Raw genomic sequence first — 22309 nt, forward strand, 5'->3', positions numbered from 1 at the left:
AGGAAAATCATGGCGACCATTTACCAAGTATCTGAATTAGCAAAGGTATCACTTGCCACCGTTTCACGGGTGATGAATGGTAATGCGAAAGTCAGTGATAAAACGCGAGAAAAAGTTTTATTGGCAATGAAAGAACTTGGTTATCGGCCAAATTCAATTGCTCAGTCACTGGCGTCTAGCCGAGGCAATAGTATTGGCTTATTAGTGTCAGAGCTGCATGGTGCTTTTTTTGGCGAAATGATGGCCGGAGTTGAAAGTGAACTTAGGTCTGCCGGCAAGCATATTATTGTTACTACAGGTCACAGCATTGAAGAAAAAGAAAAAGAAGGTATTGAATTTCTTATTAGTAGAAATTGCGATGCTATTATCTTACATGTTGAAGCCGTTTCAGATGAATACTTAGAAGAATTAAGTAAGGGTAAAACACCCATTTTTATCATCAGTCGCTATGTCGAAAACCTTGCCGAACAATGTATTAGTTTAGACAATGAACTCGGCGGATACTTAGCAACAAAATCGTTGTTAGATCTAGGCCACACCGACATTGCTTGTATTGCCGGGCCACAATACAAGTTTGATGCTAAAGCCAGATTTGAGGGCTACAAACGGGCATTGGCAGAATATAATATCACTTTCAATGAAGAGCTTTTTTATAGCGCCGACTTTAAAGAAACCGGTGGCAGTGAAGGTATCGCACATTTAATGGCGCAACAGCAAGAATTTACCGGCTTAGTATGTGGTAATGATGAAATGGCCTCTGGTGCAATGAACTTTGCCCGTGAGCGCGGTTTATCTTTACCTGAAGATCTTTCTGTTGTTGGTTTTGATGATGTTATTTTTGCTCGCTATATTCATCCGAAATTAACCACCATATTAAATCCAGTTAATGAAATGGGTCGAATGGCAGCTAAGTTGGTATTAAAACAGATATACCAAACCAAAGAACAAACAATTCAGCAAGTATTTAAACCTTCACTCATTGTGCGTGAATCTACGCAATTGATTCATCGCTAAACGTACTTTTGAGCTTTTACTTATGAATATACCTGTTGATCAGAGCCAATGCCCATTATGTCAACAAAACAATTTATGTGGCGTTAACGGTGCAGCGGCTTGTTGGTGTGTTAGCAGTGATATTAAACGTGAGTTGTTAGCACAAGTGCCGCAAGAGTTATCTGGAAAATCATGTATTTGTCAACAATGTGTTGATAAGTTTAATGCCGTGGAAATTGTCAATAAGTCTTAACATGTGCTGTGAAAGTGTTAATATCGTTAATTCAATAAATGACTAAAAACATGGAAGATTTGTGCAATATACTCAACAAGACTTAGCATTTAACACGATCACGACACCGCTCGGCGATGAATTAACGTGGCGCTGGGAGGAGCAAATGTCGGCTTTATTAGCTGAATTTTCTTGGGAAAAAAAAGATCGTATATTAGCAACGCTACGTGAGTTATTCAGTGAGGAATGGAACAAAAAGAACATTAAAAAAGCTCCTAAGACATTAAAAGAAGAACTTGGAGAGCTCGCCAGCCTAAATAAAGAACAATTGATTTTCACCCGTCCTGCTTCTGATAAAACACCTACACTTGCTGTTATTTGGTGGCCTTGGGGACATGGTGCAACCTATTCTATGCGTATAAAAGTGTTAGACACAACTTATAGTGCAGCAGAATTGCAACAAGCCCAAGCCAGCTTAATGACCAAATTAATTAAGCGCATTATGGTGAACCTTAATTAACACCAACTTATGAGTGGTTACTCATTTAGCGGCAGCCATTGTAGAGTAATAATACGATACAATTGCTACCACTACGGCATTTCCTTAATCGCTACCTCGTAATGAATGAATGGCCGGTTTGCGAATATATTGTCTTAGCGGTACATAACAAGCAAAGAATGCAATGCTAAGAATTACCCCTAATGTCACCATGAAAATGGGGACTAGCGTTAGTGTTATGTATTGAATCAAGCTGTCATTAAACAAAACAGACAATGTACTAAGTAAAATCGCACTTACCAAAATCCCCGAAAGTATTGCGCCAGCATTATCTCGAAAAACGAGCTGAACAATATCACGACCTTTTGCACCAATGGCCATACGCGTACCAATTTCGAAACGGCGCATTTGGCTAGAATAGCTTAATATACCAAACAGCCCTAATGCCGATAAAAGTAGCGTTAGAATTGCTAATACTGCTGTCGCAATCGATGTTGTTATCGGTACAAACAATCTTTCACTCTTATAGTCTGTTAAAGCTGCATAGCTAAATAAACTCAACTGAGTATTAACCCCCTTTAATACCTTAATGAATTCTTCTCTATGTAGTTTTTGTCCTGCTTTTACTTTAATTATTAACATATTACGAGCAAGACTTGCAGGCATATAAAATCGAGACTCAGCGCGCATTCTACCAGGGACATTAATACTCTTAACTATCCCGATAATTCGTACGCCATTATTAAATGTCATACCTATAGCGTTACCGTCAGGAGCAAGCCGCTGCGCGAAAGTATCATTAATGATCATAACGTCATTATCATCTTTAATGTCAGCGGCACTGAAGTTTTCACCGGCAATTAGACGCTGATTAATTAATGAGAAGTATTTTTCGTCTACATCTTTTCGCTTGGCAGTATAACGCTCTGAATTTGCATCCCCCATCAACGCTGTAATAGCAAATATTGATGGCCTCATCGCCTGACTAACAGCTGCTGCTTGGGGTAAATTTCTTAGCTCTGTTTTTAATTTCGTTAAGGTAGCAGCACGTGAACTACGTTCAATATTCGTCAGTGACAGTACAACAGCAATATTATTATCAGTGTCATACCCTAATGGCTGTTTCACCAATTTCATGGCATCAATATAAAGTACGATATTGATAAACACTAGTGCGCTCGCAATGGCTATTTGGCTACTAATTAAGGTATTTCTGACTCGCTTGGATACTTGAATACCATTACCTTTACCACTGGCTTGTAAAGTAGCATTCAAATCATGGTAATTAATCATTCTTCTGCATAGCTGCGAAAACATTAACGTTAATAGCACTAACAAGCTCACTGATATTAACAATGAGAAAGCATTTAGTGATAATTCACCTAGTCGAGGAAGAAAACCACCAAGAGAGTATGCCAATATAGTAAAACCGACATAAGAGAATACCTGTGCTAGCAACATCGATAGCAACATAACAACGCCTATTTCCGCCATAATAGTCTTAAATAATTGCGATTTAGACGCTCCAACTGCCGCTCTAATAGCCAATTGTTGCTGACGTTCAGCCGTGCGAGAGACAAATAAATTAGCAATATTTGCACAGGCAATAAGTACCAGCCCCAATGCGCCAATAATAAGTAAGTAAACACTACGTTTGCCCTCACCGATGATATAAGACTTAACCAAGCTTACTTCAATATTGATACGCCAATCTTTAAAAAACGGCCGGTCTGAGACATGACTTTGCCAATTTTCGTTAATCAGATGAGTTAATTTTTGGTTAATATTTGATGCTGAAAAGTTAGCTACTAAATCAGGTTTAAGTTTACCAATGAAAGTTAAACTGCCATCATCATTCCCCCAAGATTTACGCTGTTCGTCAGTAAAGGGATTAAAATCCCAAGGCAGGTAAATTTGAGTTTTATAGCCAGGTCCTGCTAACGGCAATTCAACATCATCAGGCGCAGTTACGCCGACGACACGATAACTTTTATCACCAAAGGTTATTTTTTCACCCAAAACATTGTCTTTACCGGCAAATTCTTTTTGCCACGTTTCATAGCTTAAAATGGCAACAGGGCTATAACTATTAAGCTTTTCTGTTGCTTCAAATATTCGCCCTTTTGCTAGCTTAGTCGCGAAAAGATCGAACCATTGTGGTGTAACAAACGAAATAGTCATCATTGGCTCGGATGGTATCGATGTCAGCACTGCTGCATCAAAATATGACAACACGCTTTCAGAGAATACCGTTTGATTATTATAGAGATGCATTAAGTTAGGGTACGTGTACGCATCGCCATCTACTTTCCCTTCATTGCTAATAAGCTGATGTTCAACCCGAAAGAGCCTATCTTGATCGGGGTAAGGAAGTGGCTTTATTAGCATGACATAGGCCAATGTTAATACGCATATAAGTGCACCTAGGGTGATACCCATCGTCGATACAACACTGAATACAAAGCCCGGCTTTTGCTTAAGACTCAGCCACGCTTGTTTAATGTGATAAAAAAACGAATTCATTATTCAGTTCCTCGTAAACTGTTTATGGCAGGTAAATTAATAATTTTTCTTAACGGTAAATAACAAACCAGAAGCGAAAGGCTGGAAATCAAAAAGATAGTCACAGCAAACATTGGGATTAATTGCGAAGTGATATAAAACGAGAGTGCATCAATAAAGAAAAAATACCCGCTTACCAAAGTAATTAGGCTAAGTAATACACCAAGAACAATCGGGTTCACATTGTCTTTTATGATCATTAAAGTTAAATCGTGCCGCTTTGCACCAACCGCCATACGAGTGCCTAATTCAAGACGGCGCATTTGTGTGCTGTAACTTAAAATGCCGTACAAACCTATACCAGCAAGAAGAAAAGTAATTAACGCTAACATTGCAGTAGCAATGGCCGTTGTTATTTCAGTAAATAAACGTTGATTAAGATTGTCAGAGATTTTATTAAAACTAAAAACAGAGTATCTTGAGTCTATCTTAGCTAATAATGCGGCTAGTTGTTGCCGACTGACTGACTGACCTGGCTTAAATTTAAGCATAAAAGATCTGCCACTAAGGCCACTGGGAGCATAAACTCTTGGTACACTTGCAGCGGTATCATCACTGCCAAAAGCTGTATCACCGGGAATAGTAATATCTTTAACAATACCAACTATTTTAAAATCAGGCTCACCTATTGATGGCAATAGCATACCGATAACAGCACCATCAGCTTTTAATTGTTGAGCAAAGGCTTGGTTAACAATCATCTTATTATTGTTATCACGGCGATCGATGATGGTAAAATTTTCACCTTGTAACAGTGGTTGTTCAATCATATTGAAATATCGTTGATCAACCCTCTTAAAGTACGGTGTATATTTTTTATTACCAGTCGATTTGGTAAGCGCTTTAATACCAAAACCACCTAAAGGTGAATTGCCTTGTGCAACGGATTCCACTTGCGGTAAGGCTTCCAACTTTGTCATAATCTCAGCCATAGTAGGTATTGCATCTTCCTGACTATAGGCTTGTGTTGAAGATAAATTTAAAACCAAAGTCGAAATATTATTAGTGCTAAAACCTATCGGTGCATTAATAGTCCGCATAGCATTTTTAAGTAAGCTGATGTTGGCAAATACCAATAATGTCGCTAGGGCGACTTGGCTAGCAATTAATATCTGGCGAGTCTTTTTCGATACCTGTAAACCACTGCCCTTGCCACTGCTTTGCAGCGTAGTATTTAAACCGCGATAATTGATCATGTTGGTCGTTAATTTAGCGAAAAATAAGGCCAAAATAGCAGTAATCAGCAAAGCGCTACCAAACGTGATTAGATTGAGTGATAACTCGTTAACTCTAGGTAATAGCGCGCCCAAATATTGCTGCATCAGATAAAAACCTGTTTTGGCAATAACCAAGGCAAATATAATAGCCATTAGCATTAATAGGCTGGTTTCTGCCAACATTGCGCTAAACAATTGTTTTTTAGTGGCTCCAATTGCTGCTTGAATTGACATTTGACGGTGTTTTTCTGCAGTACGTGACATAAATAAATTAGCGATGTTTGCACAGGCGATCAATACCAAACCTACAATACCGGCAAGTAACATAACCGCGAAAGACTTACTCTCGCCGAGCATTATGTTCTTAACCGAACGAACACGCATATCAACTGACCAGCCTTGGAAAAAATCAAACTTAGCAACAAATTTTTCTTGCCATAGCTCACTCACCAAAGGAGTTATTAGTTGCTGCGCTTGGCTTTGATTAACACTTTTCTTTAGCTGGCCAATAAAGTGAAAGTTATTTTGAATATTACCAAAGTTATATCTACTCTCGGCGCTCTCTACATTGAAATCCCAAGGCAACCAAACCTGCGTTTCACGACCAATTTCAGCCAACTCCGGTTCAACAAAATTTTCAGCCAGCACACCAATAACTTGGTAACTAACACCGCGAATATTTATTTTTAGATGCAGAATATCAGCACGACCTTCGTATGCTTGTTGCCAAGTAACATAACTGAGCATAGCGACAGGACTATTGGTGTTTAAAGCCTCGCTCGCCTCAAACATTCGACCTAGCGCCATTGGCGAGGCTAAAATTTGATGTAGCTCAGGTGTAACATAGGTCGTATTAACCAATGGTTGATTACGATGAGAAGTGATCACATCTTGGCTATAATAGAGCATTGCAGACTGCTCAAATGCAACTCTACTTTTGTATAATTCCACCAAACCTGGATAACTAAAAGCAACTTTTTGAGTTTCCTTTTTAGCGTCGATAATATGGTGCTGCGCAACAAAAATTCGCTCTTGCTCAGGGTAAGGTAACGGCTCAAGCAATAACAAATAGTTTAAAGTTAATACACAAAGCAATGCGCCAAGCGTGATGCCCATAGTGGACACAACACTGAAAACAAAACCCGGCTTTTGCTTCAGGCCTGAATACGCCTGCTTTAGTTGATAGGTAAATAAGCTCATTATTCATTACCCTTCAAAGCATGAATAACTGGTTGGTTAATGTATTGTCGTAGCGGTAAATAACAGGCAAGCATTGAAAATAACGAAATGACAGCGAGTGTCATAAGAAACAACGGCAGTAATTCTATGCTGATATAAGCAGTTAAGTTGTCACTAAAGCTGAAATATAAAACTAATAATATAACCGTACTTATTATTAACCCCATAGATAATGCAGCGATATTATCTTTAAATATCATATTAGTAATATCTTTGCCTTTGGCACCTATTGCTATACGAGTGCCAATCTCAAAACGACGTATTCTAGTTGAATAACTTGAGATGCCATAAAGGCCGATAGCAGAGAGCACTAAGGTTAAAATAACTAGTATAAGAGCCGTAGTCATAACCACTACATACTTCATATTGACGACATTAATACTATCACTTAGCTTATCTAACTTAGTTAATGCAAATTGACTATCAATATCATTCAAGGTTTCTATTATTTGGGCTCGGTTGAGCGTCATATTTTCTTTAAGTTTTAATAGTAAGTATGTTGCCGTACCATAATTGGTTAAATAAAAGCGAGCAGGAACCTCCCGTTTCGTCGGCAATTGCAAATTGCTAATGACGCCGATAACAGTAAACGGCAGCGAGCCATCAACAGATAATTTATGGCCAATAACATCTAGATGGTTCAAAGCTAGTTGCTGTGAAAATGCTTCATTGATCAACGCAACAGGTGTCTGGTCACTAACATCTTGCTCACTAAACCCCGTACCGATAAGTATGCGTTGCTCCACCACTTCTAAATAATGCTGGTCAACATTACGATGAAATGGATAGTATTTTTTCGATGTTTTAATATCGGTCACGGAAAATTTAAAATTGTCATTTAATGGCGTGCGTGCAAAACTTACTTCTGCAATTTCAGGTAATAAACGTAGCTGCTGAGCCAACTCTTTTGCTTTATCTGCATACTCCTCCCAACCAAGCTGTTCTAAAGTCGCGACAGAAAATTCCATTTCTACAATATTTTTAGCACTAAAGCCTAAAGGTTTACTTAATTGTTGAACAATGTCTTTAATCAAGACCCCACTTGAAAAAACCAATACCACTGAAAATATTATTTGACTACACATCAACCAAAAACTTATAGCTCTAGGGATTTGCTTAGCGTTCCCTTTGCCACTAGAAGTTAGCGCCTGCAACAAAGAGGTAGCATTAATGGTTTTAATGCTTAATTTAACAAAAAAGTAAGCCAAACACAGAGCAATTAAAGTGATAATAATAATTACAAGGGCATGCAAACTTAATTCTTGAACCCTAGGTAACTGATCTGTAAATGCTAACCGTAAAACTTCAAAGCCAAGCTCTGATAAGCTTAATGCCGCAATAGTCGACAAAAGCAGCAATAACACAGCTTCAATAAAAAGTGCTTCATTTATCTGCCGTTTATTAGCCCCCATAGCCATGCTTATCGCTATAGACCGATGCAAGCTGGCAGTACGACCAATAAATAGATTGGTAATGTTACTCGCTGCAATCAACACTAAGCCTATAGCTCCTGCCAATAAAAGCATGAGCACATAATAATTATCTTTTATGAACACATCTTTCAATGGAGTAAAAGTAGTCTTTATGGTCCAGTGTTTGACATCTGACTGCCCGCTTACTTGGCTATGATAATAGTCATTCGCAATATTTGAATATAGCTGTTCAGCTTGTTTAATATTTGTTTTTGGCGCCAGCTTTGCAAACATAACAATATTTTTATCTGGCAATAACCAGTATTGTTGGTATTCAGAATTATTATAATCCCAAGGGAGCCATAACTGGTTAGCACGACCCTCTTGAAATAGTTGAGGTTCAAAAAATGATGGTGCGGTGACCCCTATTATCGGATGGCTAACACCATTAATAATGACGCTTTCATTTAAAATATTGTCTTGACCATTGAATAAATTTTTCCACATTAAAAAGCTAATGACCGCACCAGGAGTATAATGATTCAAGCTATGTTCTTGGCTAAAGTATCGTCCTTTAGCCATCGGCGGTGTTAATAAGTTGAACCACTCAGGTGTCGTATAAAGTGTATTCACCTTCGGCTGTCTTTGGTCTGAGGTTATTATTTCTTCGGTATAAAATGAAATAGCAGTATGGCTAATGATGCTTTTATTTTTATTAAACTCATTGTAAAGCTCGATTGCAGCAGGGTGGATAAAAGTATTGTTTGTTGCCATTAACTGGTCGTCGTATTGTGAATAAATCACTTTAACAAGTCGTTCTTGTTCAGGGTACGGTAACGGCTTTAACAACATCACGTAAGCCAATGTTAATACACACAGCAAAGCCCCTAATGTAATACCCATGGTTGAAACCACACCGAGTATAAAAACAGGTTTATTTTTTAAACTTAAATATGCTTGTTTGATTAAATATAGACTCATATTCCATTACCCTGCATTAAAACCTAGCTCCTGAGCCTTCCTAAGTCAGTGTAAACACTTAGAGATAGCCCGTTAAAATTTAATGGTTTTATTCTATTGTTGTCAGTACTAGCTAGCTATTTTCACTAGCGGTGCTTGCAAAATAGTGCCATCAAGTAATTGAATTTTTGTTTTTGCCATATCCGCATATCTAGGATCATGCGTTACCATGCAAATAGTGGTGCCTGACTCATTAAGTTTTTCTAGTACGTCCATCACTAAGTCACCACTTTTAGAGTCAAGGTTTCCTGTTGGCTCATCAACTAGCAATATTGCCGGTTCAGCAACTAGCGCACGTGCTATTGCCACGCGTTGCTGCTGACCACCTGAAAGTTGGTTAGGCTTGTGAGCAATACGGTGTGATAAACCCACTTGCTCTAAACATTGTGTAACTCTCTGTTTAATTTTTTTGCTATTAGGTTTTTCACTGCTATATCTCAGAGGAAGCGCAACGTTATCGAATACTGATAATTCATCAATTAAATTAAATGACTGAAATATAAAGCCAATTTTTGCATTTCTTACTTCAGCTGCTTGATCAAGCGTTAGGTCGGTAACATTCACTCCTTCAATAAAATATTCTCCGGTTGTCGATACATCCAATAGGCCCATAATCGATAGTAATGTTGATTTTCCACAACCCGACGGACCTGATATCGAAACGTAGTCGCCTTTATTGATAGTAAAACTGATATCTTTAAGTGCATGGGTTTCTAACTCTTCAGTTTCAAATACTTTTGATATTTTCTTCATGGTTAATAGTGCTGTTGTCATTTCATCATCCTTTATTAATTGCTTACATTCGCATCTTAAATAATTTAATTAAGCGTAATTTCTTTGTTGGAATAGTTACTTAGATCTGAAATAACAAATCGGTCATCGGTATCAGCCCCTCGTATAATTTCAATAAACTTTCCTGTTTTTTCACCAAACTCAATCGACACTTTAGTCGCTTGGTCTTCTGCATTATTAATTTGATAAAGTTCAGTAATAGTTTTTGCTACTGCATTTACTGGACGAGCGATATATTTGATATTGCGTAGGGTTTTTGCAGTAATAACAGCATCAACGTTTTGTTGTGGTCTCGCACTATTGGGTAATGATTTTGGTAGTGACACTTCTACTTCTACCGTGTTGTCTGCAACGATAGGATCAATTCGAGTAACCATTCCCATTATTTTGTCTTGTCGGGTGTCAATTTCTACTTTTTGCCCAACCACAACATGCTGAACTTGGCTCTGTGGCACACGTATTAAAGCAATAAGTTCTTTCATACTACCAATTAAGGCAACTTCTTGACCCGGTGATAAGCTTTGACCTAAAGTGACAGATAGCTTTTGTAGCACACCTTCAAAACCGGCTTTAACATCTAATTTTTCCATACGATTAATGGCAACATTCAACTTACCTTGTTGCTGCTTAATGCGTTCAAGTACAATATTAATGCCTTCCTTATGTACGACTGAAAGTTGCGTAACTCTTTTATGTAATATCTCGATTCGCCTACTAAGCTGTTTCTCATTAAGTACACTTTCTTTATAAGCAAGTTGAGAAACTATGCCTTCACTGACAAGCTTTTCTTCCGCGCTTCGTCTTAACAGTGCCGTTTCAAACAATGCTTCTAATTCTGCCAATTGGCTTTCTTCATCAAGCAACTCACGTTGTTGGTTAACTTTTAGCTGCCGTAAGTTAGCATTTATTTGTGCTAGCTCTTGTTGAGCATTTTCAACTTGCTGCAATAGCTCAGGGTTAGCCAGCTTTACAATGACACTTTCTTTCGAGACTTTCGCCCCTGGTTTTAAGCGTATTTCTTTAACTGTAGCTCGGGTTAATGTCGTGATCAGTTGTAGTTTTTCAGACGCTAGCTTGCCATAGCCTTCGACAGTAACATCAATATCGCCATTTTTTACCGTGGCAAACAATAGCTCTTTCTTTGCAATACTCACCTGATTGAGCGTCGATTTAGTAAAAATTAAAAGCAATAATATGACTAAAGAAATACTAAAAATACTGACATTTTTTTTATTAATTAGATTTTTTCTTGCTTTAGTTTTAACTACGTCCATATGCGTATTTTCTTTTGTTAAATTACATCACAGCTTTATATAGCTATTCTTATGCCAAAAATAATTACATTAAAAAACATAAAGATAAAACAAAACTTAAGTTCAAAGAACAAAAAAGTCCGATAATGAACTGCAAAAAAGTTCGTTATCGGACTTTGGGAGCAACCAAAACAAGAAAACAGTGCCTTCTTATTGAGTGCATTTATATAGTGGCTAGTTGTTTTTTCTCTACAACTAATCGCTATTTTCTTTACTAAAAAAAGCGGAAAAATAGCTCATTAGCTCTCCGCATGAACAGGTAACACAATCATCACTGTAACACCCTTCTCGTCATTATTATGCAATTCCAACATGCCATGATGTTGTTCAATAACTCGACGGCAAAAACTAAGTCCGATTCCTTGTCCTTGTAACTTGGTAGTATATAGCGGGACAAAAAGATTCTCTAAATGACTAAAGCCTTGACCATTATCAACAATATCAATCACGGTAAATTGTTCTTGTTTAGTGAAGTTTAACTCAACTTTATTTGCGCCAGCCTCTTGTGCATTTTTAACTAAGTTAATCATAACTTGCTCGAAAAAAGTGCGATCAGCCCAAACTTCAGTAGCATTACCTGTTGAAGTAACAGTAAGGCTAGGGTACATATTAGCAATCGACTTAGTGATAAATTCAACCGACAGATTTTGGCAGCTCAATTGGTATTCCTGCGACAATGAACTATATCGGTTAACGAAGTTTTGCAAATGCAGGCAACGCTCAGTGATAACATTGAGTATCATTTTGTCGCGTTCATTATCAGATTTATCCAATAAAGTTTCAGCCATAGAAGAAACCGGCGTTAGAGAGTTTCGGATTTCATGGGTCAATACTCGTATAATTTGTTGCCAAGCTTTTAGCTGGTTTTCTCGCAGTGCTGATTCGATATTAATAAAAACTAATAATTGATGGGTTTGCCCATCATTTAAAAACTCACTACTACGTATTTGCCACATTTTCCGACGACTACCGTCTTTAAACTGCCATGCGCCGCCGGCATACTCAAGATCGAGTAAATCAGCTGAGGCATGGCGAATCATTTGCCAGGGCTGCTTAAACAGCTGCGAAAAAGCATCGTTTCCAAAGGTTAATTGCTGTTTTTGATCGAAAACGAGTACAGGTGTATCTAACTGTCCAATTAATTGATAGACAAGAAAGGCGTGCTGATCATGACGCGACTTTTGCGTTTGTAATTGTATACTTAGCTGTTTTAACTGTTGATGAAAGTCTTTAACTTTACCGCTAGAAAATGCTGATTTAGCAAATTGGTTATAGTCTTCCTGCGTAATAGCATCGATATGCAAGGTTGCACGAGTAAACGCCTTTAACACGCGGGTTTTTATGCTGGCATTAAGCCATAAACACAGACCTAAAATGCTAAGCTCACCTAAAAGAATCCATTGCCATTTAATGGCGAGTTGCCATGTCCATAGGCCAAAAAACAGTGCGATTGGCATAAAGAACCACAAGAGCTTGTATTGTAAATAGCCCTCTAAAGAATCAGTTTTACGCAAGGTCATATTTCTCTATTCTTCTATACATTGATGACTTAGTTAACCCTAAGAGTATTGCTGCTTTGGGCACACTATTTTCTGTTGCAGCTAATGCTTGTTTGATTAAGTTCACCTCGGCTTCTGCCAATGTCATAAACGGTATCGAGTCATTTGTAGACTTGGGTGATAAATGTAAATCCTCACCGGTTATCTCACTTTCTTGCGCCAGCAATAGCGCCCGCTCAACAAGATGTGATAATTCTCGAATGTTACCCGGCCAATGATAATCAAGTAATGCTTTTTTTGCCGATAAGCTCAGTACTTTAATTTCACGCTTATATTTAGTGCAAAACTTACTAATAAAGAATTCGGTTAAGGCAATAATGTCCTCGGTTCGTTCTTTTAAAGCTGGCACGCGAAACTCAATAGTATTCAAACGGTAGTAAAGATCTTCCCGAAACAAGCCTTTTACCAACAGATCAGAAAAATTGCCATTGGTAGCAGAAATAATTCGAATATTTGATTTTTTTGTCTCACTAGAGCCCAATACTTCATATTCGCCATTTTCTAACACTCGCAGTAGCTTTGCTTGTTGTGACAACGGAATATTGGCAATTTCATCAAGAAACAATGTACCTTTTTCAGCAAGTTCAAAACGCCCAACACGAGCGTTTTTTGCATCAGTGAATGCGCCTTTTTTATGGCCAAACATTTCACTTTCAAATAGCATTTCTGAAATTGCGCCCATATTCACAGAGATAAGCGTTTCATTTTTTCGTAAAGATTGCTGGTGAATACTTCGCGCTAAGTCGCTTTTCCCTGTACCATTATCTCCGGTCAATAACACACTGACATCAGTATCAGCAACCGCTGTTATCTTCTTGTTGAGTTGTATCATACAGGGTGACTGCCATTGATACTCATCACGCTTACTATCAGATAATTGTTGTTTCAGTTGCGTGTTTTGTTGCTGCAAGGTGTTATAGCTTAGCTGCTGTTCAACGACATGCAGCAACTGCTTATTTCGCCACGGTTTTTCAATAAAATCTGTAGCCCCCAACCTCATTGCTTGCACAACTAAATCGGTATTTGACCACGCTGTCATCGCCACACGTGGAATAGTTATTTTCATGGTTTGTAGCCACGTTAGAAATGCAATGCCCTCATCACCAGATGATGTATCTAACGAATAGTTCATATCCAGAATAATCAAAGACACTGGGTGTGACTGCAACATAACTTGTGCCATCTGAGGATTGTCAGCTTCGATGACTTGATAACCTTGTCCTTCAAGTAGAATCGCGAGACTCAGGCGAATATCAGGGCGATCTTCTACGACTAAAATACAAGCCATGGGGGAACATAACCTAACAATAAATACAATGATGTCGACATGGTAACGTAAAAATTACACTAAACGAAAAATTAATTATTCATTTAATTTCAGCTATTGTGAGCAAGACTAGGTCGCTGGGTTGTTTTTAGTTGGCTTCGCCTTTCAAACAAAATGGCCTTAGCCATTAACGAGAAAATGCACCCAAATACTGGCGAAATACCCTAGTGCGATCACCGGAGTCCATTTTAAGTGAGTAAAAAAAGTATACTGGCCGCGCGCTTGCCCCATTAAAGCAACACCAGCAGCAGAGCCAATTGAGAGTAAGCTTCCACCAACGCCAGCAGTTAACGTAACGAGTAGCCACTGTAGTTGACTCATTTCTGGTTGCATCGACAATACCGCAAACATCACCGGAATATTATCAACAATAGCTGACAATATACCCACTAGAATATTAGCTGTTGTTGGCCCAAGCTCACCATAAATAAAGCTCGAGGTTAATGATAAGTAACCAATAAAACCCAAACCGCCAACGGCAAGAATAACCCCATAGAAAAAGAATAAAGTATCCCACTCGGCTTTAGCGATTTTATCGAAGATATCAAAGTCATCTTCCACTTCGTGACTGGTAGGGATGTCTGATTTATCAATGTGTGTGTTGCCAAATTCTCGTAGGTAGAAACCATAAAATTTCAAATAGGCTAATCCCGTCATCATGCCAAACACTGGTGGTAAATGAAGGAAATTATGGAAGCTAACAGCCGTTACTATTGTCGCTAGAAATAAGCCAACAATGACCAAGCCACCTTTTTTAATTTTTACTTGTTCCGCTGCGATCGCATCAGGTTTTCCTAATGGTAAAGCAAATTGCATAATCAATGCAGGTATTAAAAAGTTGACTACTGAAGGTATAAATAATTTAAAGAATGTTTCAAAATCAATAAGTCCCTTTTGCCAAACCATTAGCGTTGTAATATCACCAAATGGGCTAAATGCACCGCCAGCATTTGCAGCAACCACAATATTGACACAGCCAATAGCAATAAATTTTGGCTTTCCTTGCCCAACTGCAAGTATTACCGCACACATAATCAAGGCGGTTGTTAGGTTATCGGCAATTGGCGAAATGAAAAAAGCCAAAATGCCCGTTAACCAAAATAAAGCTCGATAACTAAAGCCCTTAATGATTAAAACATCTCGTAAGGCATCAAATACTTGCCGCTCTAACATAGAGTTTATGTAAGTCATGGCAACAAGGAGGAAGAAAAATAGCTCGGCATATTCTAAAAAATTATGCCTAATCGCCACTTCAGCTGAGTGAATGTCACCCACCTGTTGGTATATTACAGCAATGAATACCCAAATAAGTCCTGCCGCTAACAACATCGGCTTAGACTTACGCATATGAAATTTTTCTTCAAATATCACGAATACGTAAGCTAGAGCAAAGATCGCTAACGCAGCAAAGCCAACCCAATGCGAAGTCAACGAGATTGCTTCGGTAGATATTCCATTCGCAAAAGTAGGGAAGCAGGCTAATACACTTAATATGACTAATAATAATTTCAAAACCAACTACCTTCCACTTTACTCAGAACTTACGTAACTCAATTTTTCATTTAAGACTTAAGACTCTCCAGTATTACTGCCACCAATTTTAGGTGCATGCTGAATAATACGGTCAGCTAAACGAGAAAACGGTAAACTCTGCAACCAAACTTTACCATGGCCAGAAAGCGTCGCTATAAATAAGCCTTCGCCACCGAACAGCATACTTTTTAAGCCTTTAGTCATTTCAATATCATAATCAACGCCATCACTAAAACCAACTAAACACCCCGTATCAACTCGTAAAGTTTCACCGTTAAGCTCTTTTTCTATGATTGTACCGCCAGCATGTAAAAATGCTAAACCATCACCTTCAAGACGCTCTAAAATAAAGCCTTCGCCGCCAAAAAAACCACTACCTAAACGTTTGTTAAAAGTGACATCTATCTTGGTCCCTAACGCTGCACATAAAAAGGCATCTTTTTGACAAGTAACACCACCACCAATATCAGCAAGATCAACACTAATAATTGAACCAGGATAAGGTGCGGCAAAGGCTACTGTTTTACGGTTATTATCATGATTGGTAAAATGAGTCATAAATACCGACTCGCCTGTCATCATGCGTTTCCCTGCAGAGAATAACTTCCCCATAATGCCTTGGTTAACATCTGAACCATCACCCATTTTTGTTTCAAATTCAATGCCATCTTCCATGTAATTCATTGCACCGGCTTCAGCAATAACGGTTTCATCTTGGTCGAGCTCAATTTCGACCATCTGCATTGACTGACCAATAATTTTATAATCTATTTCATGGCTTCTCATTATCTTTCCTTGGTTGTTGGCAACATAAGGTACTATCAAAACAAATTACAACCTCATTGGCTAGTCAAGCTAACTATTAGACATGAATTTTTACATTTATTAGTGAACATTTTCACGATGAAACTGTCTATTATTCAACTCATTAAATACCTATAGCCAAACTAATTAAAAATGCGTTTTTAGAGTTAGGCAATATAGGTTCTTTTTCATTTAGACACTAGGAAGTATTCAGTATGAAAAAAATAGCGACATTAATAACAGGTCTAATGGCAACACTGCTGCTTGCCTCTACGTTTAGCAGTTATGCCGTAAAGTTTGAAGAAGGTAAGCATTATATCGTTGTCGCCGAGAAAAAGACCACCAAGCCTGAATTAAGTGAATACTTCTCTTATTACTGCCCTACTTGTCGGGCTTATGAACCTTATTTAGAGGGGTTTATAAAAGTGATGCCAGCGCATGCCAAGCTCAATAAGGTACATGTCGATTTTATGGGCCACACTTCACCAGAAATTCAATTTATGCTGAGTAAAGCACTGATAGTTGCTGAAAAAACAGGTGTTGATAAAAAATTCTCTGATGCTGTTTTTAAATACCTACAAACAGATAGAGCTACAATTAACAATGAAAAAGATATTCGTAATATTTTTGTTTTAAGCGGCGGCGATGAAAAAAAGTTCGATCAAGGCATGAAGAGCTTTTCAGTGGTTGGCCAAGCTAAAAAAGAAAAGAAAACTCAGGATAAATTATCAAAAAGCCGACAACTTACTAGTGTTCCAACCATGGTAGTAAACGGTAAATATCTAATTGATAGCAAATCACTCGACAGAAATAATTTCTTTGCTGAGTATAATCAATTAGTAACCTATTTATTTACGCTTTAGTAACTATTCACCTTAAGCTCTATACCCAAGTCACTTGAAAATTCTTGGGTATATACACCTAAAATGTATTCAAGGCTTTCATTTTTCTGAAAGATAACAATCATTATCTTCATGTCATTTTTTATCATAGTTTACTCACTAATTTTTGACAATTTACATCTAATTACTACCAACAAAGTACGATTCAAAAGCGAACATTTAACTTTCAAAACCGAACAAATTCAAACACTCACCAACAATCAAAAAACACTAACCTCATGTTAAATATGACTTTTAAACTTCTGGTATAAATATTTCAATATTGTATTCAACACTCATTAAGAATACTGCCCATGAAAATTGAATTACAGCAAAAAACACAATGGAAAAAGTGGTTAGCCTTTGGACTATTTATACTTTCTCTTGCTTATACAGCCCAAGCTGTAACTAGCACGAACAACAAAACCATCATGGCAAATGAAATTACCTTGCAAACCGTGCAAAGTGGTGCCGTTGACATATACAGCAATGCCTATGGCGAGTTTGCCTCAGCACGAGAGCGATTATTAACAGCACCTGCATTAGGGAAAGTCGCCGAAATCCTAGTTCGTCCCGGTACTCAAGTACACGCTGACACTATAATCTTAACGCTTGCTAACCCTAAACTAGAACAAGAGGTTGGTCAGGCACGTGGTGAATTAGCGCAATTAGAAGCGCAGCGAGAAGCTTTTAAGTATGAGCAACAAAGTGAACGACTTGACTATCAAGGACGCATTGCTGATATCGAAGCTGAAATTGAGAAAGCAAAATTAGAGCTCTCTGTTAATGAAAATTTAATGACTTTAGGTGTAGCATCAAAAATTGAACTACAAAGAGCGGGCCTCGCCGTAAAACAGCAATCAAAGCGTCTTATCTTCGAAAAAAAGAAGTACCAGCAATTTATCGACATGCAGAGCTATCAGCTAACTCAACGTGATATTACGGTATCTCAACAACAAGCCCAATTGTCATTACTTGAAGAGCAACTTGACGACATGCAGGTAAAAGCAGGCATCGCTGGATCACTACAAAATTTGGCAGTTGAGCTTGGTCAAAGTGTCCAACTAGGTGAGTCATTAGCCAAGGTAGGCAGTAACAAGCAGTTAATTGCTCGCCTGCGTCTACCACAACATCAAGCAGACCAAATTGATATCAATGCTCCGGTTATTATTGATACTCAAAAAGGAAAAATTGCAGCACACATTACTCGCATAGAAAGCGTAGTCACTAATGGCTCAGTGCTAGCAGAAGCAAGCATCGATGACAAATTGACATCAAATGCCCGTCCATCGCTAACGATTTCAGCACAAATTTTTGTTAAGCATCAAGAAGATGCCACATTTATTAACCAAGTTTCAGGCATTCGACCACAAAGTAAGCAATCTGTTTTCGTCAAAACAGCAGAGAATACCCTAAGCCAACGTGATGTCAGCTTTGCAGAGCTTTCACAAGGTCGATTAGTCATCACTGAAGGCCTAATCTCCGGAGATGAAATTGTTAGTAGTGACATTTCAAAATATAACCAATTTCAAGAATTAACAATCGAGCATTAGCGTTTGTTGAGCTTTCGAGCCCAACAAACCTAACTAAACCAACAGAAATACGATATAACGTACAGGGTCATATAAGGAAATCTAATGAAAACAGTCGTAGAAATTAAAAATATCCACAAACACTATGATGGTCAACAGATCGAAACTCATGCACTACAAGGAGTGTCACTAACCATTAATCAAGGAGAGTTTGTTGCAATCACAGGACCTTCAGGCTGTGGTAAATCAACCTTGTTATCAATAATGGGCTTAATGGATACCGCCAGCGAAGGTGATTATAAAATATCTAACATTGATACTCACGGATTAAAGGTTGATCAAAGAACACAAATCAGAAATCAACATATTGGCTATGTTTTCCAATCTTTTAATCTTATTGACCATTTAACTGTTTTTGACAATGTTGCTTTGCCATTAGAGCATAGAAAAACAAGCAAGGAAGAAATCAAAAAACGTGTAGAAAAGGTACTATCACAGGTTGATATGTTGCATCGAAAAAGTTATCGCCCCAACCAGCTTTCTGGTGGTCAACAACAACGTATCGCTATTGCTCGTGCCTTAGTTGGTAGCCCTGATCTCATTTTAGTTGATGAGCCAACTGGTAACTTAGACAGCAAAAATGGCGATCAAGTAATGGCATTATTAGAAAAGCTTAATAGTGATGGCGCCACTATTGTTATGGTTACTCACGACAGTCGCTACTCTCGTTGTGCCAGTCGTCAAATACAACTGTTAGATGGAAAAATTGTTGCTCAAATTAATAGTGAAAAGAGTTTACAGGGGGTTGCATGAGCTTAGTTAAAAAGTCGCTTATTGGCGGTGTTGCCCGTGTATTTTCTCTACCTAAACTGAGTATTCCATTAATTTTGACGTTAGGCCTGACCTTGGGCGCAGTATTAAGTGTTGTCGCGATTTCTTCTACCTTACTTTACCAACCGCTACAGGGCGTAAAGAACGAAGCACAGCTACAAACGTTTGAACTTAATTTCAAACCGTCAAAAGTTTTAAGTATTTCCTATTGGAATATGAGAAGACTGGCATCTTTCCAAGAAACGTTTTCTGATCTAGGAGAATGGGCGGGTATCTCGCCCTCTGAGCAAGAGATTACCGTCGACAACGTCACTTACCCAACAACACTTTACAATGCATCCGACAATATCCTCGATGTTTTGGGGACTAACTTAATATTAGGTGAAAATACCACTAAAGCGGCACCTGAAAAATATGTTTGGATTTCAGAGAGTTTATGGCAATACGTTTTTTCAGGCGCTAAATCAGCATTAGGCAAACAACTAGAAGTGAACAGCCAGTCTTATATTATTGCGGGTATCGTTGAAGATGTTATGTCAGTTACCAGCAACGATCTAATACTACCGCAACAAATCTGGTTTATAACCAACTTAAAGGCGACTTTATCTGAGCCTGCAGATGTCGGTCAAATAAGAAATGACCTAGGCTACCTGGTTAATAAAAGCGTCAGCGGCGCCATTACACTTCCAAGCCAAACACAAACAGAACAATGGCTACTCGACTACGTTAAAAACAATATTAATAGCGATAATCTAGAAGAAACATTAAATTTCATGGACAGTATGAATAAGGTTGTTAGGACAGCACCGTATCGTAGTAATCTACTCGGAGACACCGAAGACCTTATTGTGGCGTTATTTTTCGCGGTATGCGGCTTACTATTTATGGCGACACTAAATTTATTAAATTTATTTATCGCTCATTATCAAAGTCGCACCAAAGAGTTCGCCATTCAAATCAGTCTTGGCGCTAGTCTATTTAAGGTTCGAGCATTAGTTTTCTTAGAAAATTTACCAAGCTTCTTACTGGCTGCGATTGTTGGCTTACTTGTCGCTGGTTGGGCAATTAAAAGCTTACCGCTAATTGCAGGCGATAGCATGCCTATGATTGACGATATAGGTATTAATATGCTGACTGTTTTAATGTCGCTGCTCATTATTATAATCTTAAACATCTTATTTAGTGCCTTGTCACTGGTTGATATTAACAAACATGCAATTGCTGATAACCTCAACAGCAGCGGTAAAGGTATCCAAGCTCAAAGTAACCAATGGCTGAGCAAGGTGTTAATGGTTTCACAGTTATCTATTGCGTCAGTCTTGTTAACCGCTTCAATTATGGTGGCTTTACAAAGCTATCAATCAGTATATCGTGATGTTGGTTATAAACTTGGCAATAGTTATAGTGTTGAATTATCCATTAGCGACGAAGAATGGCGTGAGCAACTGACTGCAGATACTGACAATTACCACAACAGTGAAATGAATCGCCTATTAACAGATATTGCTGCCGTTATTGAAAATAAAGTAGCTAACAGTGAGGTTATCGTCAATTCTAGCGCACCGCTATCCAATGAAATTAGGTTGTCAGGCTACCGCTCGGAAGAAAACGGTGGTAAACGTATCACTTATCAAATGAAACCACTGAGCGCTCAATATTTTAGTGCTTACGAAATTCCATTACTTGCCGGAGCCAATTTAACTCAAGCACAAATTGATAATGACGAGAGTCGCATTATTATTGATGAAAACATGGCAAAAGCGTTATTTCCTGACTTAGCTTACCAAGAAATCATCGGTAAGACAGTCGCATTAAATCGAGAAGAAGGCGCTGTTCAGCCAATAATCAATGGTATTAGCGGCAATACCATTAGCAGAACAGGTATTACAGAGGCATTATCTTTCCCTGCAATTTATTCACATCGGATAAATAGTGCTTTAATAAACTTTGCTGTGATGATGCCTGCCGGCCAAACCGTGACAACGGCAATGTTAGAAGATGAATTAATGCGTCAGTTTCCTCGTCTTGGTAATCTATCTGTTCGATCTTTGGAAGAAGTTTGGGATGAACAAACATTAGAGCAACGCCTCAGTATGTCGATTGTTGTTATCATGACCTTATTAACACTATTTCTAGCTGCAATCGGTGTTGCTGGGCTAACACAAATGACCACCAATCAACGAAAATATGAACTTGCCGTACGCATGGCGACTGGCGCTAAGCAAATGAAATTGATTGGCTTTATTTTAAAAGATGCTTTATGGATGTTAGTGATCGGTTTAGGCTTAGGCTTTGTAATTTCAGTATTTGTTTACCAAACATTGGAACAACAGCTTGAAATTTTGCCATCATTTAATTGGCTTGCCATGTCAGGTTTAGACATAAGCTTGATTGTTATTGTTATTTTGTCGGTGATAACCCCCGCATGGCGAGTTATTAGTACCGATCCAATGCAAGCGTTACGTGAAGAGTAGTTTAAACAATATTAAGTTAACTATTCTTACTTGAGCACCGTTAAATTCATGGCTACACTCGCAGCACATACACCGTTGAGTATAGCCAT

The 22309-nt window shown here is 38.3% G+C and carries 16 protein-coding genes; 7 read left to right on the forward strand and 9 right to left on the reverse strand.

All coding sequences use genetic code 11. The annotated features are described in order from the left end of the window. Positions 1-9: 9 nt before the first annotated feature. From B7C41_RS19170 to B7C41_RS19180, 3 genes are all read left to right on the forward strand, one after another. Positions 10-1014, forward strand: coding sequence for a LacI family DNA-binding transcriptional regulator (locus tag B7C41_RS19170; protein ID WP_085300582.1), 1005 nt, complete (start codon positions 10-12; stop codon positions 1012-1014). Positions 1015-1036: 22 nt separating this feature from the next. Beyond that, a complete protein-coding gene (locus B7C41_RS19175) occupies positions 1037-1246 on the forward strand; it encodes a cysteine-rich CWC family protein (RefSeq protein ID WP_085300583.1) in 210 nt (69 codons plus the stop codon). A gap of 61 nt (positions 1247-1307) precedes the next feature. After that, a complete protein-coding gene (locus B7C41_RS19180) occupies positions 1308-1745 on the forward strand; it encodes a hypothetical protein (RefSeq protein ID WP_085300584.1) in 438 nt (145 codons plus the stop codon). 84 nt (positions 1746-1829) lie between these two features. On the opposite strand, the gene B7C41_RS19185 is transcribed toward B7C41_RS19180, so the two are convergent. The 9 genes from B7C41_RS19185 to B7C41_RS19225 all read right to left on the reverse strand — a co-directional run bounded on the left by B7C41_RS19185 (position 1830) and on the right by B7C41_RS19225 (position 16484). Next, the gene (locus B7C41_RS19185) at positions 1830-4247 is read right to left on the reverse strand and encodes an ABC transporter permease (protein WP_085300585.1); all 2418 of its coding nucleotides are present in this window, start codon (positions 4245-4247) and stop codon (positions 1830-1832) included. Then, a complete protein-coding gene (locus B7C41_RS19190) occupies positions 4247-6703 on the reverse strand; it encodes an ABC transporter permease (RefSeq protein WP_085300586.1) in 2457 nt (818 codons plus the stop codon). The genes B7C41_RS19185 and B7C41_RS19190 overlap by 1 nt, the downstream gene beginning before the upstream one ends. Next, positions 6703-9135 (reverse strand): ABC transporter permease, encoded by a 2433-nt coding sequence (locus B7C41_RS19195; RefSeq protein WP_085300587.1) that lies wholly within the window; start codon positions 9133-9135, stop codon positions 6703-6705. The genes B7C41_RS19190 and B7C41_RS19195 overlap by 1 nt, the downstream gene beginning before the upstream one ends. Positions 9136-9243: 108 nt before the next feature. Continuing rightward, on the reverse strand, positions 9244-9948 hold the full coding sequence (locus B7C41_RS19200; RefSeq protein WP_085300588.1) for an ABC transporter ATP-binding protein: 705 nt from the start codon (positions 9946-9948) through the stop codon (positions 9244-9246). Positions 9949-9992: 44 nt separating this feature from the next. After that, positions 9993-11240, reverse strand: a complete 1248-nt coding sequence (locus B7C41_RS19205; protein ID WP_085300589.1) for an HlyD family secretion protein — start codon at positions 11238-11240, stop codon at positions 9993-9995. A 278-nt stretch (positions 11241-11518) separates the two neighbouring features. Continuing rightward, positions 11519-12799: a sensor histidine kinase gene (locus B7C41_RS19210; protein WP_085300590.1), complete on the reverse strand. Its 1281-nt coding sequence runs from the start codon at positions 12797-12799 to the stop codon at positions 11519-11521. Next, positions 12786-14126: a sigma-54-dependent transcriptional regulator gene (locus B7C41_RS19215; RefSeq protein ID WP_085300591.1), complete on the reverse strand. Its 1341-nt coding sequence runs from the start codon at positions 14124-14126 to the stop codon at positions 12786-12788. The genes B7C41_RS19210 and B7C41_RS19215 overlap by 14 nt, the downstream gene beginning before the upstream one ends. A 159-nt stretch (positions 14127-14285) precedes the next feature. Beyond that, positions 14286-15683 (reverse strand): sodium:proton antiporter NhaD, encoded by a 1398-nt coding sequence (nhaD, locus tag B7C41_RS19220; protein ID WP_211279557.1) that lies wholly within the window; start codon positions 15681-15683, stop codon positions 14286-14288. A 51-nt stretch (positions 15684-15734) separates the two neighbouring features. After that, positions 15735-16484, reverse strand: a complete 750-nt coding sequence (locus tag B7C41_RS19225; RefSeq protein ID WP_085300593.1) for a TIGR00266 family protein — start codon at positions 16482-16484, stop codon at positions 15735-15737. A 233-nt stretch (positions 16485-16717) separates the two neighbouring features. Between B7C41_RS19225 and B7C41_RS19230 the strand changes: the two genes are divergently transcribed. The 4 genes from B7C41_RS19230 to B7C41_RS19245 all read left to right on the forward strand — a co-directional run bounded on the left by B7C41_RS19230 (position 16718) and on the right by B7C41_RS19245 (position 22220). Beyond that, entirely contained in the window at positions 16718-17365 is a 648-nt protein-coding gene (locus B7C41_RS19230) for a thiol:disulfide interchange protein DsbA/DsbL (protein WP_085300594.1), read from the forward strand. A 332-nt stretch (positions 17366-17697) separates the two neighbouring features. Further along, complete coding sequence (locus B7C41_RS19235; protein ID WP_085300595.1) at positions 17698-18936, forward strand: efflux RND transporter periplasmic adaptor subunit; 1239 nt, start codon at positions 17698-17700, stop codon at positions 18934-18936. Between the two features lie 84 nt (positions 18937-19020). After that, the gene (locus B7C41_RS19240; protein ID WP_085300596.1) at positions 19021-19728 is read left to right on the forward strand and encodes an ABC transporter ATP-binding protein; all 708 of its coding nucleotides are present in this window, start codon (positions 19021-19023) and stop codon (positions 19726-19728) included. Beyond that, positions 19725-22220 carry an ABC transporter permease gene (locus B7C41_RS19245; RefSeq protein ID WP_085300597.1) on the forward strand — a complete coding sequence of 832 codons (2496 nt, stop codon included), beginning with the start codon at positions 19725-19727 and terminating at the stop codon, positions 22218-22220. The genes B7C41_RS19240 and B7C41_RS19245 overlap by 4 nt, the downstream gene beginning before the upstream one ends. The last annotated feature ends 89 nt before the right edge of the window (positions 22221-22309 follow it).

It is taken from the genome of Cognaticolwellia mytili (assembly GCF_002104475.1).
Classification (GTDB): domain Bacteria; phylum Pseudomonadota; class Gammaproteobacteria; order Enterobacterales; family Alteromonadaceae; genus Cognaticolwellia; species Cognaticolwellia mytili.